This window comes from Mesorhizobium norvegicum, assembly GCF_004919685.1.
In the GTDB taxonomy this organism is placed as follows: domain Bacteria; phylum Pseudomonadota; class Alphaproteobacteria; order Rhizobiales; family Rhizobiaceae; genus Mesorhizobium; species Mesorhizobium norvegicum.
The window spans coordinates 26,369-40,937 of record NZ_SMYZ01000104.1 but is presented as its reverse complement, the minus strand read 5'-3'; the positions used below and the strand labels follow the sequence as shown (position 1 = coordinate 40,937).

General features: G+C 63.2%; 15 protein-coding genes and 1 pseudogene. 9 read left to right on the top strand and 7 right to left on the bottom strand.

The window, feature by feature from the left end; genetic code table 11:
- On the bottom strand, nt 1-315 hold a 315-nt coding region (locus tag FCU66_RS35455; protein WP_181956584.1), incomplete at its 3' end, for an inorganic phosphate transporter.
- 3 nt (nt 316-318) lie between these two features.
- Nucleotides 319-959, bottom strand: a pseudogene (locus FCU66_RS35450) (DUF47 family protein).
- Nucleotides 960-1,110: 151 nt separating this feature from the next.
- On the opposite strand from FCU66_RS35450, the gene FCU66_RS35445 reads away from it, so the two are divergent.
- The 9 genes from FCU66_RS35445 to FCU66_RS35400 all read left to right on the top strand — a co-directional run bounded on the left by FCU66_RS35445 (nt 1,111) and on the right by FCU66_RS35400 (nt 9,574).
- Complete coding sequence (locus FCU66_RS35445) at nt 1,111-2,010, top strand: LysR family transcriptional regulator (protein ID WP_136619959.1); 900 nt, start codon at nt 1,111-1,113, stop codon at nt 2,008-2,010.
- Between the two features lie 133 nt (nt 2,011-2,143).
- Nucleotides 2,144-2,623: a formate dehydrogenase subunit gamma gene (locus FCU66_RS35440; RefSeq protein WP_136619924.1), complete on the top strand. Its 480-nt coding sequence runs from the start codon at nt 2,144-2,146 to the stop codon at nt 2,621-2,623.
- Nucleotides 2,620-4,176 carry a formate dehydrogenase beta subunit gene (locus tag FCU66_RS35435; RefSeq protein ID WP_136619925.1) on the top strand — a complete coding sequence of 519 codons (1,557 nt, stop codon included), beginning with the start codon at nt 2,620-2,622 and terminating at the stop codon, nt 4,174-4,176. The genes FCU66_RS35440 and FCU66_RS35435 overlap by 4 nt, the downstream gene beginning before the upstream one ends.
- A gap of 10 nt (nt 4,177-4,186) precedes the next feature.
- Nucleotides 4,187-7,099 carry a formate dehydrogenase subunit alpha gene (gene fdhF, locus FCU66_RS35430; RefSeq protein WP_136619926.1) on the top strand — a complete coding sequence of 971 codons (2,913 nt, stop codon included), beginning with the start codon at nt 4,187-4,189 and terminating at the stop codon, nt 7,097-7,099.
- Nucleotides 7,100-7,101: 2 nt separating this feature from the next.
- On the top strand, nt 7,102-7,932 hold the full coding sequence (gene fdhD / locus FCU66_RS35425) for a formate dehydrogenase accessory sulfurtransferase FdhD (protein WP_136619927.1): 831 nt from the start codon (nt 7,102-7,104) through the stop codon (nt 7,930-7,932).
- Nucleotides 7,922-8,233: a formate dehydrogenase subunit delta gene (locus FCU66_RS35420; protein WP_136619928.1), complete on the top strand. Its 312-nt coding sequence runs from the start codon at nt 7,922-7,924 to the stop codon at nt 8,231-8,233. The genes fdhD and FCU66_RS35420 overlap by 11 nt, the downstream gene beginning before the upstream one ends.
- Before the next feature lie 234 nt (nt 8,234-8,467).
- A complete protein-coding gene (locus FCU66_RS42380) occupies nt 8,468-8,704 on the top strand; it encodes a carboxymuconolactone decarboxylase family protein (RefSeq protein WP_281285586.1) in 237 nt (78 codons plus the stop codon).
- Between the two features lie 152 nt (nt 8,705-8,856).
- The gene (locus FCU66_RS35405; protein WP_136619929.1) at nt 8,857-9,219 is read left to right on the top strand and encodes a nuclear transport factor 2 family protein; all 363 of its coding nucleotides are present in this window, start codon (nt 8,857-8,859) and stop codon (nt 9,217-9,219) included.
- A 40-nt stretch (nt 9,220-9,259) separates the two neighbouring features.
- On the top strand, nt 9,260-9,574 hold the full coding sequence (locus FCU66_RS35400) for a hypothetical protein (protein ID WP_136619930.1): 315 nt from the start codon (nt 9,260-9,262) through the stop codon (nt 9,572-9,574).
- A gap of 52 nt (nt 9,575-9,626) precedes the next feature.
- Here the strand turns inward: FCU66_RS35400 and FCU66_RS35395 are convergent, their stop codons facing one another.
- The 5 genes from FCU66_RS35395 to FCU66_RS35375 all read right to left on the bottom strand — a co-directional run bounded on the left by FCU66_RS35395 (nt 9,627) and on the right by FCU66_RS35375 (nt 14,458).
- Nucleotides 9,627-10,112 (bottom strand): ester cyclase, encoded by a 486-nt coding sequence (locus tag FCU66_RS35395; RefSeq protein WP_136619931.1) that lies wholly within the window; start codon nt 10,110-10,112, stop codon nt 9,627-9,629.
- A gap of 46 nt (nt 10,113-10,158) precedes the next feature.
- Complete coding sequence (locus tag FCU66_RS35390) at nt 10,159-11,586, bottom strand: gamma-aminobutyraldehyde dehydrogenase (protein WP_136619932.1); 1,428 nt, start codon at nt 11,584-11,586, stop codon at nt 10,159-10,161.
- Between the two features lie 103 nt (nt 11,587-11,689).
- Nucleotides 11,690-12,505 carry an ABC transporter permease gene (locus FCU66_RS35385; RefSeq protein WP_023811678.1) on the bottom strand — a complete coding sequence of 272 codons (816 nt, stop codon included), beginning with the start codon at nt 12,503-12,505 and terminating at the stop codon, nt 11,690-11,692.
- Nucleotides 12,495-13,445, bottom strand: a complete 951-nt coding sequence (locus FCU66_RS35380; RefSeq protein WP_206077157.1) for an ABC transporter permease — start codon at nt 13,443-13,445, stop codon at nt 12,495-12,497. Before FCU66_RS35380 ends, FCU66_RS35385 begins: the two co-directional genes overlap by 11 nt.
- Nucleotides 13,446-13,459: 14 nt before the next feature.
- On the bottom strand, nt 13,460-14,458 hold the full coding sequence (locus FCU66_RS35375; RefSeq protein WP_136619934.1) for an ABC transporter ATP-binding protein: 999 nt from the start codon (nt 14,456-14,458) through the stop codon (nt 13,460-13,462).
- Nucleotides 14,459-14,569: the final 111 nt, after the last annotated feature.

Genomic DNA, 14,569 nt, shown 5'->3' with positions numbered 1-14,569 from the left:
CGGGATGCCGGCGATCCAGGTGACGATGTTCCAGACGATGGCGCCGACGAGCGCCGAGAAGATCACCGCCGGGGTGACGATGCTGACGTCGACGATGCCTTTGCCCACTGTCTCGGCGACGTGGAGGCCAAAGAACATGAAGGCAATGAAATTGAAGAAAGCCGCCCATAGCACCGCATATTGCGGCCTCAGCACCCGGGTGGAGACGATGGTGGCGATGGAGTTGGCGGCGTCGTGCAGGCCGTTGAGAAAGTCGAAGAACAGCGCGACGGCGACCAGGCCGGCGAGAATGGGAAAGGCAATGGTTGCTTCCATCACCTAGACATTCTCAATGACGATGCCGCTGATCTCGTTGGCGACGTCCTCGAAACGGTCCACCACCTTTTCCAGCTGGCCGTAGATCTCGCTGCCGATGATGTAGGCCATCGGGTCGCTGCGGCCGTGCTTCCTGAAGAGATCCTTCAGCCCTTGCTCATGCAGATCGTCGGCCCGGCTTTCGACGCGCATGACCTCTTCGGCGATGGCGTTGAGGCGCACCGTATGGGCTCCGACCTTGCTGAGCAGCGGGATCGCCTCGGCCACCAGCTTGGCGGCGGCGACGATGACGCCGCCCATTTCCTGCATCAGAGGGTCGAATTCATTCCTTTCGAACAGCTTCACCGTCTTGACGGTCTTGTGCATCATGTCGATGGCATCATCCATCGACTGGATCAGGTCCTTGATGTCGCCGCGATCGAAAGGCGTGATGAACGAGCGCCGCACCGCCAGCAGGACCTCCGCCGTGATATGGTCGGCTTCATCTTCGAGATCGATGATTTTCTGGCACCAGCGGTGATGTCCTTGCCCTGGAGAAGCTGCTCCAGCGCCTCGGCGCCGCCGACCACGGTGCGGGAATGTCGTTCGAACAGCTCGAAGAAGCGATCTTCGCGCGGCAGAAGCTTGCGGAACCAGCCCAGCATGGTCGACCTCCCAGTTTCATCCACATAGCGCCGCATTTAGCCGCGGGGAACAGGTAGCCGGCTTAAAGATGTGGATGCAGGTCAATTGTGCATGGCGCTTGCGGTAAAGCGCGATTTCCTCGACCTTGCGCCGAACGACTGGAAAGATCGCATGATCGACAAGCTGGAATTCTTCATTGCGCTGGCCAGGGAGGAGCATTTCGGCCGGGCAGCGGAAGTGTGCGGCGTCACCCAGCCGACGCTGTCGGCCGGCATCAAGCAGCTGGAGGGCCAGCTTGGCGTCATGCTGGTTTTGCGCGGTTCGCGCTTCCAGGGGCTGACGCCGGAGGGCAAGCAAGTGTTGGTGTGGGCGCGCCGCATCGTCGGCGACACCCGCGCCATGCGCGAAGAAATGCGCGCGGCGCGCCACGGTCTTTCCGGCCGCATCCGCATCGCCGCCATTCCGACCGCATTGGCCATGGTGGCACGGCTGACAACACCGTTTCGGGCAAAACACCCCGGCGTCACCTTCTCGGTGCTGTCGCGCACCTCGATCGAGGTTCTGTCGCTGCTCGGCAATTTCGATATCGACGCCGGCATCACCTATCTCGACAACGAGCCGTTGGGGCGAGTGACCAGCGTGCCGCTCTATGACGAGCGCTATCAACTGATCACCGCGATGGGAAATCCCTATTCCGATCGCGACCAAGTGACATGGGCGGAGCTCTCAAGCCTGCCGCTGTGCCTGCTGACGCCGGACATGCAGAACCGCCGCATCATCGACCAGCATCTGGCCGAAGCCGGCGTGCAAGTGCGGCCGACGCTGGAATCCAATTCGATGATCGTGCTGTTTTCCCATATCCGCACCGGCAAATGGTCCTCGATCATGCCACTCAACCTTGCGGAAACATTCGGCTTTTCCGAGCCTATACGAGCCATTCCGATTGTCGAACCGGATGCCAGCCACACGGTCGGCCTGGTGGCGGCGCCGCGCGAACCGCACACGCCGCTGGTCTCGGCGCTGCTGGACGAGGCAATGGCGCTGGCGGACGATTTCCACGCCCACCGCTGATATAGAAATGGGAACCGATGAGGTTCGATAGAAAATTTCTATCGATCAACGAAACAGCTTTATTGATTTCGCGGGTTTCCTCTGATTTTGTAAAGACTTAGCGATAAAAGCTATCGACCAGGGAGGGCGCTGCATGACGATGCAGCCTGCAAGTACCGAGATCACATCGCGCACGGCCGCGATCATCCAGGAGCTGAAAGGTCTCGAAGGCCCGTTGCTGCCGATCCTTCACGGCATCCAGGAAGAGTTCGGCCATGTGCCGCACGATGCGCTGCAGGTCATCGCCGAAGCGCTGAACATTTCCAGGGCCGAGGTGCACGGCGTCGTCACCTTCTACCATGATTACCGCAGCCATCCGGCAGGCCGGCACGTGCTGAAGCTCTGCCAGGCGGAATCCTGCCAATCGATGGGTTCGGACGCCATCGCCGCCAAGCTGCAGCAGTTGCTGGGCATCGGCTTCCATGAGACGACCCGCGACGGATCGGTCACGCTGGAACCGGTCTATTGTCTCGGCCTGTGCGCATGTTCGCCCGCCGCAATGCTTGATGGCGAGGTGATCGGGCGGCTCGATGACGAGAAGCTCGACGAGATCGTTGCCGAGGTGCGCTCATGATCCCGCGTATCTACATTCCCGCCGATTCCGGTGCGCTGGCGCTGGGCGCCGAAAAGGTCGCCAAGGCGATCGAAAGTGAGCTGGCCGAGCGCGGCATCGAGGCCAAGATCGTACGCAACGGTTCGCGCGGCGCTTATTTCCTCGAACCCATGGTCGAAGTTGCGACAGCCAATGGTCGCGTCGCCTATGGGCCGGTCAAGCCGTCCGACGTCAAAAGCCTGTTCGACAGCGGCTTCCTCACCGGCGGCCACCACAAGCGCTGGCTGGGCGCGCCGGACAAAATCCCCTTCCTGGCCAAGCAGACGCGGCTGACCTTCGCGCGCTGCGGCGTCACAGATCCGCTGTCGCTCGAATCCTACAAGAAACATGGCGGGTTGAACGGTCTGACGAATGCGCTGGGACTGACGCCTGCCGCCATTGTCGCCCAGGTGACCGAATCCGGACTGCGCGGGCGCGGTGGCGCGGGCTTCCCGACCGGTATCAAGTGGAAGACGGTGCTCGATACCGTTGGCGACCGCAAATACATCGTCTGCAACGCCGATGAAGGCGATTCGGGCACCTTCGCCGACCGCATGATCATGGAAGGCGATCCTTTCGTGCTGATCGAAGGCATGACGATCGCCGGTATAGCCACGGGCGCGACCAAAGGCTTTGTCTATATCCGCTCGGAATATCCGCATGCGGTGGCGGTGATGAACAAGGCCGTCGAGATCGCCCGCAAGGCTGGCGTTCTTGGCGCCAGCGTGCTGGGCTCGCCCTACGCTTTCGACATGGAGATCCGGGTCGGCGCAGGCGCCTATGTCTGCGGCGAGGAGACGGCGCTGCTCGACTCGCTCGAAGGCAAGCGCGGCATGGTGCGGGCAAAGCCGCCACTACCGGCTCACAAGGGGCTGTTCGGCAAGCCGACGGTGATCAACAACGTCATTTCGCTGGCCTCGGTGCCTGTCATCATGGACAAGGGTGCGGCCTTCTACAAGGATTTCGGCATGGGCCGCTCGCGCGGCACGATCCCGATCCAGATCGCCGGCAACGTCAAATATGCAGGGCTGTTCGAAGCCGCTTTCGGCATGACGCTGGGCGAGATCGTCGACGAGATCGGCGGCGGCACGGCGACGGGGCGTCCGGTCAAGGCCGTGCAGGTCGGCGGACCGCTCGGCGCCTATTTCCCGCGCACTCTGTTCGACACGCCATTCGATTATGAAGCCTTCGCGGCCAAGGACGGGCTGATCGGCCATGCCGGTATCGTGGTGTTCGACGACACCGCCGACATGCTGAAACAGGCGCGCTTTGCCATGGAGTTCTGCGCCATCGAAAGTTGCGGCAAGTGCACACCCTGCCGCATCGGCTCGACGCGCGGTGTCGAGACCATCGACAAGCTCGCAGCCGGCATCGAGCCGGAGAAGAACCTCGCTCTAGTCACCGACCTCTGCAACACGATGAAATTCGGCTCGCTGTGTGCGCTGGGCGGCTTCACGCCCTACCCTGTCATGAGCTCGATCACCCATTTCCCCGACGACTTCAAGCCTGCGCCCGTGCGCGTGGCTGCTGAATAGGAGCTGGCAGATGAACATCAAGGCCGACTTCCCATCCCTCGTCGAAGAGATCGACTACGGAACCCCGCAATCGAAGGCGCAGAAGCAGGTCACGCTGAACGTCGACGGGCGCAGCATCACCGTCCCGGAAGGCACCTCGATCATGCGTGCCGCGATGGAGGGCGGGGTCGAGATCCCGAAGCTTTGCGCCACAGACATGCTGGACTCCTTTGGTTCGTGCCGTGTCTGCCTTGTCGAGATCGAAGGACGCGGCGGCACGCCGGCCTCCTGCACGACGCCCGTCGGCGAAGGCATGGTGGTGCGTACGCAATCCGAGCGGCTCGACGCCATTCGCCGCGGCGTCATGGAACTCTATGTCTCCGACCATCCGACCGGCTGGAACGAAAAGGCCGGAACCGGCGCCAGCGAGTTCGATGCAGTGGCGAAGTCGATCGGCTTGACCGAGAACCGCTACGGCATCGAGGGCCGCAACCACGTCAAGCCGGAAAACGGCGTGGCGCCCGGCCATGGCTCGCTGGCGGTCGACTACATCGCCCGCGACGAGTCCAATCCCTATTTCACCTATGATGCCTCGCAATGCATCGTCTGCTCGCGCTGCGTGAGGGCCTGCGAAGAGGTCCAGGGCACCTTCGCGCTGACCATCGAGGGACGTGGTTTCGAATCCCGGGTTTCAGCGGGAATGCACGAGGCGTTCATCGATTCGGAATGCGTGTCCTGCGGCGCCTGCGTGCAGGCTTGTCCGACTGATGCGCTGCGTGAGAAAACGGTCCTTGCCAAGGGCCTGCCGGAGCGCTCGGCCGTCACCACCTGCGCTTATTGCGGCGTCGGCTGCTCGTTCAAGGCCGAAGTGAAGGGCGACGAGGTCATTCGCATGATGCCCTACAAGGAGGGCAAGGCGAACCATGGCCATTCCTGTGTAAAGGGCCGTTTCGCCTATGGCTACGCCACCCACAAGGACCGCATCCTGTCGCCGATGATCCGGGAAAAGATCACCGATCCCTGGCGCGAGGTGAGCTGGGAAGAGGCGATCGCCCACACGGCCAAGGAATTCCGCCGCATCCAGTACCAGTATGGACGCACCTCGATCGGCGGCATCACCTCGTCGCGCTGCACCAATGAGGAAACCTACCTCGTCCAGAAGATGGTGCGGCAGGGCTTCCGCAACAACAATGTCGACACCTGCGCACGCGTCTGCCACTCGCCGACGGGCTACGGGCTCGGCCAGACCTATGGCACTTCGGCCGGCACGCAGGATTTCGACTCCGTCGACTACACCGACGTCGCCGTCGTCATCGGTGCCAATCCCGCCTCGGCCCATCCGGTGTTCGCCTCGCGGCTGAAGAAGCGGCTGCGCCAGGGCGCCAAGCTGATCGTGCTCGATCCGCGTCGCACCGAGATGGTCAAGTCGGCACATGTTGAAGCGGATTATCACCTGCCGCTGAAGCCCGGCACCAATGTGGCTGTGCTGACGGCGCTGGCGCATGTCATCGTCACCGAAGGTCTTTTCAACGAAGCCTTCATCCGCGAACGCTGCGACTGGACGGAGTTCCAGGATTGGGCATCGTTCGTCGCCTTGCCGGAGAACAGCCCCGAAACCGTCGGCAAATTGTCCGGCGTCGATCCCGAGCTTATCCGCGGCGCGGCACGTCTCTACGCCACCGGCGGCAACGGCGCGATCTATTATGGCCTGGGCGTGACGGAACACAGCCAGGGTTCGACCACGGTGATGGCGATCGCCAATCTCGCCATGGCCACGGGCAATATCGGCCGGCCCGGCGTCGGCGTGAACCCGCTGCGCGGCCAGAACAATGTGCAGGGCTCCTGCGACATGGGCTCCTTCCCGCACGAACTGCCCGGCTATCGCCACATCTCCGGCGAAGCCGTGCGCGACATCTATGAGACCCTGTGGGGTGTGAAGCTGGATGACGAACCCGGCCTGCGCATCCCCAACATGCTGGATGCCGCCGTCGACGGCACTTTCAAGGGCATCTACATCCAGGGCGAGGACATTCTGCAGTCCGATCCCGACACCAAGCATGTCGCTGCCGGCCTCGCTGCGATGGAATGCGTCGTCGTGCACGACCTCTTCCTCAACGAGACGGCAAACTACGCGCATGTCTTCCTACCGGGCTCGACCTTCCTGGAGAAGGACGGCACCTTCACCAACGCAGAACGCCGCATCAACATGGTGCGCAAGGTTCTGGAGCCGAAGGCGCGCTACGCCGATTGGGAGGCGACACAGGAGCTTGCGCGCGCGATCGGGCTGGACTGGAACTATCAGCATCCCTCGCAGATCATGGACGAGATCGCGATGACGACGCCGAGTTTCGCCGGCGTTTCCTTCGAGTTGCTCGACCGTGTCGGATCCGTGCAATGGCCCTGCAACGAGAAGGCGCCGCTCGGCACCCCGATCATGCATATCGATGCGTTCGTGCGCGGCAAGGGCAAGTTCATCCGCACCGAATATGTGGCAACCGACGAGAGGACCGGGCCACGTTTCCCGCTGCTGCTCACCACCGGCCGCATCCTGTCGCAGTACAATGTCGGCGCGCAGACCAGGCGTACCGAAAACGTCATGTGGCACTCAGAGGACCGGCTGGAGATCCACCCCCACGATGCCGAGAACCGTGGACTGCGCGACGGCGACTGGGTCCGGTTGACCAGTCGCTCAGGCGAGACGACGCTGCGCGCGATGATCACCGACCGGGTGTCGCCAGGCGTCGTCTACACGACGTTCCATCATCCGGACACGCAGGCCAACGTCATCACCACCGACTTCTCCGACTGGGCGACCAATTGCCCGGAATACAAGGTGACGGCGGTGCAGGTCGGTGCTTCCAACGGGCCGTCCGAGTGGCAGCGCGACTATGACGAGCAGGCACGCAACAGCCGTCGCATCGCGAAGCTGGAAGCGGCGGAGTAGTCTTGAGCGCGCGCCGCAAAGCCACGACGCAGGTATCGCGGCTGGCGCGCCGCGCGGTCGGCACGACGGCTGCCGACCGGATGGTGCCGGAAGAGACGCCGGTGGCGTTCTCCTTTGCCGGCACCACGCATGCGGTGATGATGGCAAGCCCGGCCGATTTCGAGGATTTCGCGCTCGGCTTCTCGCTGACCGAAGGCATCATCGCCTTGCCTGACGAGATCGAAGCCATCGAGGTCGAGGACCATGGCGCCGGCATCGACATCCAGATCCGGTTGAAGGACACCGCCAACACGCGCTTTGAAGCACGGCGGCGCCGGCTGGCCGGGCCGGTCGGCTGCGGGCTCTGCGGCATCGAATCGATCGAGGAAGCGATGCGCTCGGTCGATGCGGTTGGTGCGTCAAAGCTTACACTTGATGCCGACGACATCGTCCGCTCGGTCAAGCTTCTGTCGAAAGTGCAGCCGCTTCACACAGAGACCGGAGCGGTGCACGCCGCCGGTTTCTATGTGCCTGGCAAGGGCATCGTCATGGCGCGCGAAGATGTCGGCCGTCACAATGCGCTGGACAAGCTGGCCGGCGCGCTGGCCAGGGCCGGCATCGATGGCGCATCCGGTGCTGTCGTGGTGACGTCGCGGGTTTCGGTCGAAATGGTGCAGAAGACGGCGGCCATCGGCTCCGCCTTCATCATCGCCGTCTCGGCGCCGACCGCACTGGCCATCCGCACGGCGCAGGAGGCCGGCATGACGCTGGTGGCGCTGGTTCGCGGCGACGATTTTGATATTTTCACCCACCCAGACCGGGTGGTTTGCGGAGTTGCCAAGCATGTCGCATGACGAAGAACACATCATGAGCACCGGCGAGAAGCTGGTGCGCATGGCAAACCAGATCGCCGATTTCTTCCATTCGAAGCCGCGCGAGGAAGGCATTGCCGGCGTCGCCGAGCACATTAACAAGTTCTGGGAGCCGAGGATGCGGCGGCAGCTGTTCGAGATGCTGGACGGCGGCACCGAGAACTTCAACGAGTTGGTGGTGGCCGCCTCCGCCAGGATCAGGCGGCCGATCACACCGGTTGAGGCCGACCTCAAACTCGGGCTCAAGGCCTTCCCTGGAGACGTCGCCGCCTTGCAGAAATAAACGTCGAGCCGCGCTGGCTTATATTCGGCGCCGCTAAAGTTTGAGCTGCCGCAATCGGCGCTGCTCTGCTATGGTTGACGATCAGAAATCGTCAGGCCGGGCGGAAAACCTCGTGAGGCCGATCGAGACCCGATACGCCCTTAGCGGCGATGTGCGGATCGCCTATCAGGTGGTCGGCCAGGGGTCGTTCGATCTCGTCTTCGTGCCGGGCTTCATTTCCAACCTCGACCTGCACTGGGAAGACGAGGGCTACAGCCGCCTCCTGAAGCGGCTGTCAACCCAAAGACCGCGCTTGACGGCAAGACCAAGGGCCTGTTGGGCCTCGCCGTCGCGTCGCAGATCCCATGCCAGTGCTGCATCTATTTCCACACCGAAGCGGCCAAGCTCAACGGCGCCAGCGACGAGGAGATCAAGGAGGAGGTGGCGCTGGCCATCGTGCGCCACTGGTCGACGATGCTCGACGGCAGCTAGGTCGATCTCACGGCCTTCAAGAAGCAGACCGATGACGTGTTCGCGGCCGTCAAGGCCAAGTCGCAGTAACGAAAGTTGCTGCCTGGCGCTCATGCCGGGCAGTGTCCGATCAATCGAACGCCCGGAAATCAGACGGGCCAATGGAGGATGAAATGCCGACCAAGACCCAAACAGTGGATGGCGCGGCGATCAAGAAGGCGATCGAAGGCCGTGACGGCAAGATGCTGTCGAGCTTCTATGCCGACGACGCGCTGGTGCAGGTGATTGACCGCAACAACCCACCGAGCAAGCCGCGCGAGATCCGCGGACGCGCGGCGATCACAACATTCTGGGACGATATTTGCAGCCGGGCGATGACCCACAAGGTCGATACCACCATCGCCGACGGCGACAGCCTCGCCTTCACCGAGGCCTGCGCCTATCCGGACGGCACGAAAGTGTTCGCCGCGGCGATGCTGGAGCTGAAGAACGGGCGGATCGCACGGCAGACCGTCGTGCAGGCCTGGGACGAGTAGATCAATCGCGGGCTCAACCGCAATCTCGGAGGAAACCAACATGTTCAGCGCCAGATGGCAGATCGACGCCAAGTTCGGGCACAAGCAGACCGTGCTCGAACTGTTGAAGAAATGGGAACGCGAGATCGGCTCGCAGGTCGGTATCGCTGACCTCAAGTTCCAGATCATGACCGGATCGATCGGCGCCCGAGAAGCGACGGTCGAGTCGCATCACCAGGTCGAGAGCCTGGCCCAGCTGGAGGCGATGTTTGCCAAGATCGGCAAGATCGACGCGCACGCCAAATGGGGCAAGGAGATGGAGCCCTATGTCGTGTCGGGCACCAGCCTGTGGAACATCTATCGCATCGTGGAGTAGTGGCCGACGCCCTTCTCCCCGGCAACGGGGAGAAGGGAAGCAGACGGCGCTGCTACATCAGGCCAAGCTGCTTGTAGAAGCCGAGTGCGTCGTAATAGTCGCTCTGGGTCGCGATCTTGCCGTCCTTGATCGAGAACATCGAGGCACCGGTGAAGGAAAACTTCTTGCCGGTGGCAGCGGTGCCGTCGGCCCAGGCGCCGGTGTTGGTGCCGGAAAATTCCCATTCGAACGAGACACGGTCGCCCTCCACGACGGGCACACCCTTCATCGTCCAAACCGCGTCGGGGACGGCCTTGAGGAAATTGTCGATGACGCCGGTCTTGGCGGCCTCCCGACCCGTGACGGGCTTGCCGACAGAAGCGTCGTAGTAGGTGACGTCGTCGGCGAAGTAGCCGGCCGCCTTGGCCGAGTCATGCGCATTCCAGGCGGCGACATAAGCTTCGACCACCGATTGCGCTGTGTCGGCGGCAAAGGACGGCGCCGCCACGAAGAGCGTGGCGGCAACGGCTGCGGATGTCAGAAACTGGCGGCGATGCATGGTTCTTCCTCCCTGGTTTTGAATGCTTGTACTGCGCGCTCAAGCGCTAGCCGTGGGCCACCATCACATGGCGGACGGCGGTGTAGTCCTCCAGCGCGTAGAGCGACATGTCCTTGCCGTAGCCGGATTGCTTCAATCCGCCATGCGGCATCTCGTTGGTCAGCATGAAATGCGTGTTGATCCAGGTGCAGCCATATTGCAGGCGGGCGGCCGTCGCCATGGCGCGCGAGACGTCCTTGGTCCATACCGACGACGCCAGGCCATAGTCGCTGTCGTTGGCCCAGTTCACCGCCTCGTCGACTTCCGAAAAACGGGTGATGGAGACGACCGGCCCAAACACTTCGCGGCGCACGATCTCGTCTTCCTGCAGGGCGCCTGCAACGACGGTCGGCTGGTAGTAGAAGCCGGAACCCTCGCCCGGCTTGCCGCCGGTGGTGATCTCGATGTGCTTCAGTTCCGAAGCGCGCTCGACGAAGCTCGAGACGCGGTCGCGCTGGCGGCGCGAAATCAGCGGCCCGATCTCGTTTTCCGTGTCGTCCGGACGATTGTACTTGATGGTCGAGACGGCCGAGGACAGATCGGCGACGAGTTTGTCGTAGATTTTCTTGCCGGCATAGATGCGGCAGGCGGCGGTGCAGTCCTGGCCGGCATTGTAGTAGCCGAAGGCGCGCAACCCGTTGACGACGGCGCCGAGGTCGGCGTCGTCGAAGACGATGACCGGCGCCTTGCCGCCGAGCTCGAGATGCGTGCGCTTGACCGACTTGGCGGCCGCCTGCAGCACCTTCTTGCCGGTGGCGACGTCGCCGGTGATCGAGATCATGTTGACCTTGGGGTGATTGATCAGCGTGTTGCCGACGCTGTCGCCGCGGCCGAGAACGACATTGACGACGCCCTCGGGCAGGATTTCCGCCAGGATCTTGGCAAGCTTCAGCGCCGTCAGCGGTGTCTGCTCGGACGGCTTGAAGACCACGGTGTTGCCGCCGGCGATCGCCGGCGCCAGCTTCCAGGCCATCATCATCAGCGGATAGTTCCACGGCGCGATGGAAGCGACGATGCCGATGGCGTCGCGGCGGACCATCGACGTGTGGCCGGGAATGTATTCGCCGGCGACGACGCCCGGCATCGAACGGACGGCGCCCGCGAAGAAGCGGTAGCAATCGACGATGGCCGGGATTTCGTCATTGAGCACGGCGTTGATTGGCTTGCCGCAATTGAGCGCCTCGAGCGTCGCGAACTCCTTCGCGTCGGCCTCGATGCGGTCAGCGATCTTCAGCAAATAGCCGGAGCGCTGCGCCGGCGTGGTGCGCGACCACGTGACGAACGCTTGTTCGGCGGCAGTGACCGCTGCCTCGATCTGCGTCTGGCTGGCCTCGGGCAGGTTGAGGATGGTCGCCCCGGTCTTTGGATTGAGGATCGGCTCCTCGGTCTCGGTACCCTTCTCGAATTTCGAGCCGATCAGCATTTGAGTGTCCATGTAGGTTCTCCTTGAACAGGAGCGAGTAGCGAATAGCGAGTAGCGAGTAGGGTTCGACCGTCGATGATCCCTATTCGCTATTCGCTACTCCCTATTCGCTGATTCATTTTCCACTGCCCGCAATCTGGTCGCCGTCGCGAGTGAGGTAATAGGCGGCAAGGATCGGCAGCAGCGTCACCAGCACCACGACCATGGCGACGACATTGGTGACCGGGCGCTGGCGCGGACGGATCAGCTCTTCCAGCATCCAGATCGGCAGCGTCTGCTGCTGGCCGGCCGTGAAGGTGGTGACGATCACCTCGTCGAAGGACAAAGCGAAGGCCAGCATGCCGCCGGCAAGCAGTGCCGTGGCGATGTTGGGCAGCACGACATGGCGGAAGGTCTGGAAGCCGTCGGCGCCGAGATCCATCGATGCCTCGATCATCGAACCGGAGGTGCGGCGGAAACGGGCGACGGCGTTGTTGTAGACGACCACCACGCAGAAGGTGGCGTGGCCAAGCACGATCGTCCAGAATGAGAACGGGATATCGGCAAGCGAAAAGGCCGAGCGCAGCGCGATGCCGGTGATGATGCCGGGCAGCGCGATCGGCAGGATGACCAGCAGCGAGATGGTTTCGCGGCCGAAGAATTTTGTTCGCGACACCGCCGCCGAACAGAGCGTGCCGAGGACGAGCGCGATCGCCGTCGAGATCGCCGCGACCCTGACCGACAGCGACAGCGCCTGCCAGACATCCGGCCGGTTCCAGGTGACGGCGAACCATTGCGTCGTCAGGCCGGGCGGTGGCCAGACAAAGCTCTTTTCTTCGGTAGTGAAGGCATAGACGAAGATCAGCAGGATCGGCAGATGCAGGAACAGCAGACCGCAGGCTGCGGCTATCTTCAGGCCGAGCGGAGCCGACTGGGAACCATCAGAGCGCATCGAAGGCCCCCATGCGCTTGGCGCCCCAGAGGTAGAAGCCCATAATGACGATCGGCACCACGGTAAAGGCGGCGGCGAGCGGGATGTTACCGGCGGTGCCTTGCTGCGAATAGACCGCCTGGCCGATGAACAGCCGCGAGGTGCCGATGATCTGCGGGATGATGTAATCGCCGAGCGTCAGCGAGAAGGTGAAGATCGAGCCGGCGACGATGCCCGGCAGCGCCAGCGGGAACAGCACGTTGCGAAAGGTCTGGCCGGGCGAAGCGCCGAGATCGGACGAGGCCTCGACCAGATTGCCCGGCACGCGCTCGAGCGCCGCCTGCACCGGCAGGATCATGAACGGCAGCCAGACATAGACGAAGACGATGAAGGTGCCGGTGAACGACACCGACAGCGAATTGCCGCCGACGACCGGCAGCGACAGCCAGGTGTCGAGCACCCACAACAGATGCAGCTTGGCGAGCAGCCAGGTGAGGATGCCTTCCTTGGCCAGGATCAGCTTCCAGGCATAGATCTTGACCAGATAGCTCGACCACAGCGGCAGCATGATGCCGAGGTAGAACAGCGCCTTCCAGCGGCCGCGCGCATAACGCGCCGCGTAGTAGGCGATGGGGAAAGCGATGACGGCCGAGGCCAGCGTGACCAAGGCCGCCATCGTCACCGTGCGCAGGATGATGTCGAGATTGGCGGCCTGGAACAGGTCGCCATAGGTCTTGAGCGTGAACTCGCGGTTGATGAGGCCGGAAAACTCGTCGATGGAGAAAAAGCTCTGCGCCAAGAGCGCGAACAGCGAGCCAATATAGACGATGCCGAGCCACAGCACGGGCGGCAACAGCATGAGCAGCAGCAGGACCTTCGGCTTGCGCCAGAAAAGGTCCGACAACGCGCCACGCAGACCGCCGCTACCCGGCAGGATGGCGGGCGCCGTTGCACGCACCATGGCGGCGTCGAGACTCATGCCGGCTCGTCCATCAGATGCAGGTGCTCGCGATTGAAGGTGAGCACGACCGCCTCGCCTTCGGCCGGCAAGGCGGTGCCCGCCGGCACGATGGCGTGCAGCCGCAGCCCGTCGGCGTCGAGCGCCAGCTTGGTCGTGGCACCTAGATAATTGGTCGAGACGAGGCGGGCGGACACGCCCTCGCCACTTGCCGCGCGGCCGACGCGAATGGATTCAGGGCGCAGACTCCCCCAGCGATGCTGACCGGAATAGCGCTGGACGAAATCCGGCGGCAGCACGTTGGAGGAGCCGACGAAATCGGCAACGAAGCGGGTCTTTGGCCGCTGGTAGATATCCTCCGGTGTGCCGATCTGCATGATCTTGCCGTCGTTGAAGACGGCGACGCGGTCGGCCATCGACAGCGCTTCGCCCTGGTCGTGGGTGACGAAGACGAAGGTGATGCCAAGCGCCTTCTGTAGCGACTTCAGCTCCTCCTGCATGTTCTCGCGCAATTTGAGGTCGAGCGCGCCGAGCGGCTCGTCGAGCAACAGCACCTTGGGCTGGTTGACCAGCGCACGGGCGAGTGCCACACGCTGGCGCTGGCCGCCGGAAAGCTGGCCGGGCCGGCGGGCGCCATAGCCGGGCAGCCGCACCAGTGACAACGCCTCTTCCGCCGCCTTGTGCCGTTCAGCCTTGCCGATGCCCTTGACCATGAGGCCATAGGCAACGTTGTCGAGCACGTTCAGATGCGGGAACAGCGCATAGTCCTGGAACACGGTGTTGACGTTGCGGCGATAGGGCGGAACGCCCTCGGCGCGTTCGCCGAAGATCGAGATCGAGCCCGATGTCGGCTGCTCGAAGCCGGCGATGAGGCGCAGGCACGTCGTCTTGCCGGAACCGGATGGCCCGAGCATGGCGAAGAATTCGCCCGGCGCGATGTCGAGATCGACCGCGTCGACGGCGCGCACGCTGCCGAAATGGCGCGAAGCTTTCTGGAAGGAGACGGCGGAGGTCATGGGCTGTCAGTCTGTTGCCGGTTTGATGTGTTGATATCGCGCGACGTCCTACCTCCCCTTGTGGGGAGGTCGCGGCGAAGCCGCGGGTGGGGGTGCCTCGAAAAATGCCGA

Coding starts and splice junctions, on each gene's coding strand:
- FCU66_RS35445 (WP_136619959.1), top strand. CDS start 1,111: ATGATCGACAAGCTGGAATTCTTCATTGCGCTGGCCAGGGAGGAGCAT.
- FCU66_RS35440 (WP_136619924.1), top strand. CDS start 2,144: ATGACGATGCAGCCTGCAAGTACCGAGATCACATCGCGCACGGCCGCG.
- FCU66_RS35435 (WP_136619925.1), top strand. CDS start 2,620: ATGATCCCGCGTATCTACATTCCCGCCGATTCCGGTGCGCTGGCGCTG.
- fdhF (WP_136619926.1), top strand. CDS start 4,187: ATGAACATCAAGGCCGACTTCCCATCCCTCGTCGAAGAGATCGACTAC.
- FCU66_RS35420 (WP_136619928.1), top strand. CDS start 7,922: ATGTCGCATGACGAAGAACACATCATGAGCACCGGCGAGAAGCTGGTG.
- FCU66_RS35405 (WP_136619929.1), top strand. CDS start 8,857: ATGCCGACCAAGACCCAAACAGTGGATGGCGCGGCGATCAAGAAGGCG.
- FCU66_RS35400 (WP_136619930.1), top strand. CDS start 9,260: ATGTTCAGCGCCAGATGGCAGATCGACGCCAAGTTCGGGCACAAGCAG.
- FCU66_RS35395 (WP_136619931.1), bottom strand. CDS start 10,112: ATGCATCGCCGCCAGTTTCTGACATCCGCAGCCGTTGCCGCCACGCTC.
- FCU66_RS35390 (WP_136619932.1), bottom strand. CDS start 11,586: ATGGACACTCAAATGCTGATCGGCTCGAAATTCGAGAAGGGTACCGAG.
- FCU66_RS35385 (WP_023811678.1), bottom strand. CDS start 12,505: ATGCGCTCTGATGGTTCCCAGTCGGCTCCGCTCGGCCTGAAGATAGCC.
- FCU66_RS35380 (WP_206077157.1), bottom strand. CDS start 13,445: ATGGTGCGTGCAACGGCGCCCGCCATCCTGCCGGGTAGCGGCGGTCTG.
- FCU66_RS35375 (WP_136619934.1), bottom strand. CDS start 14,458: ATGACCTCCGCCGTCTCCTTCCAGAAAGCTTCGCGCCATTTCGGCAGC.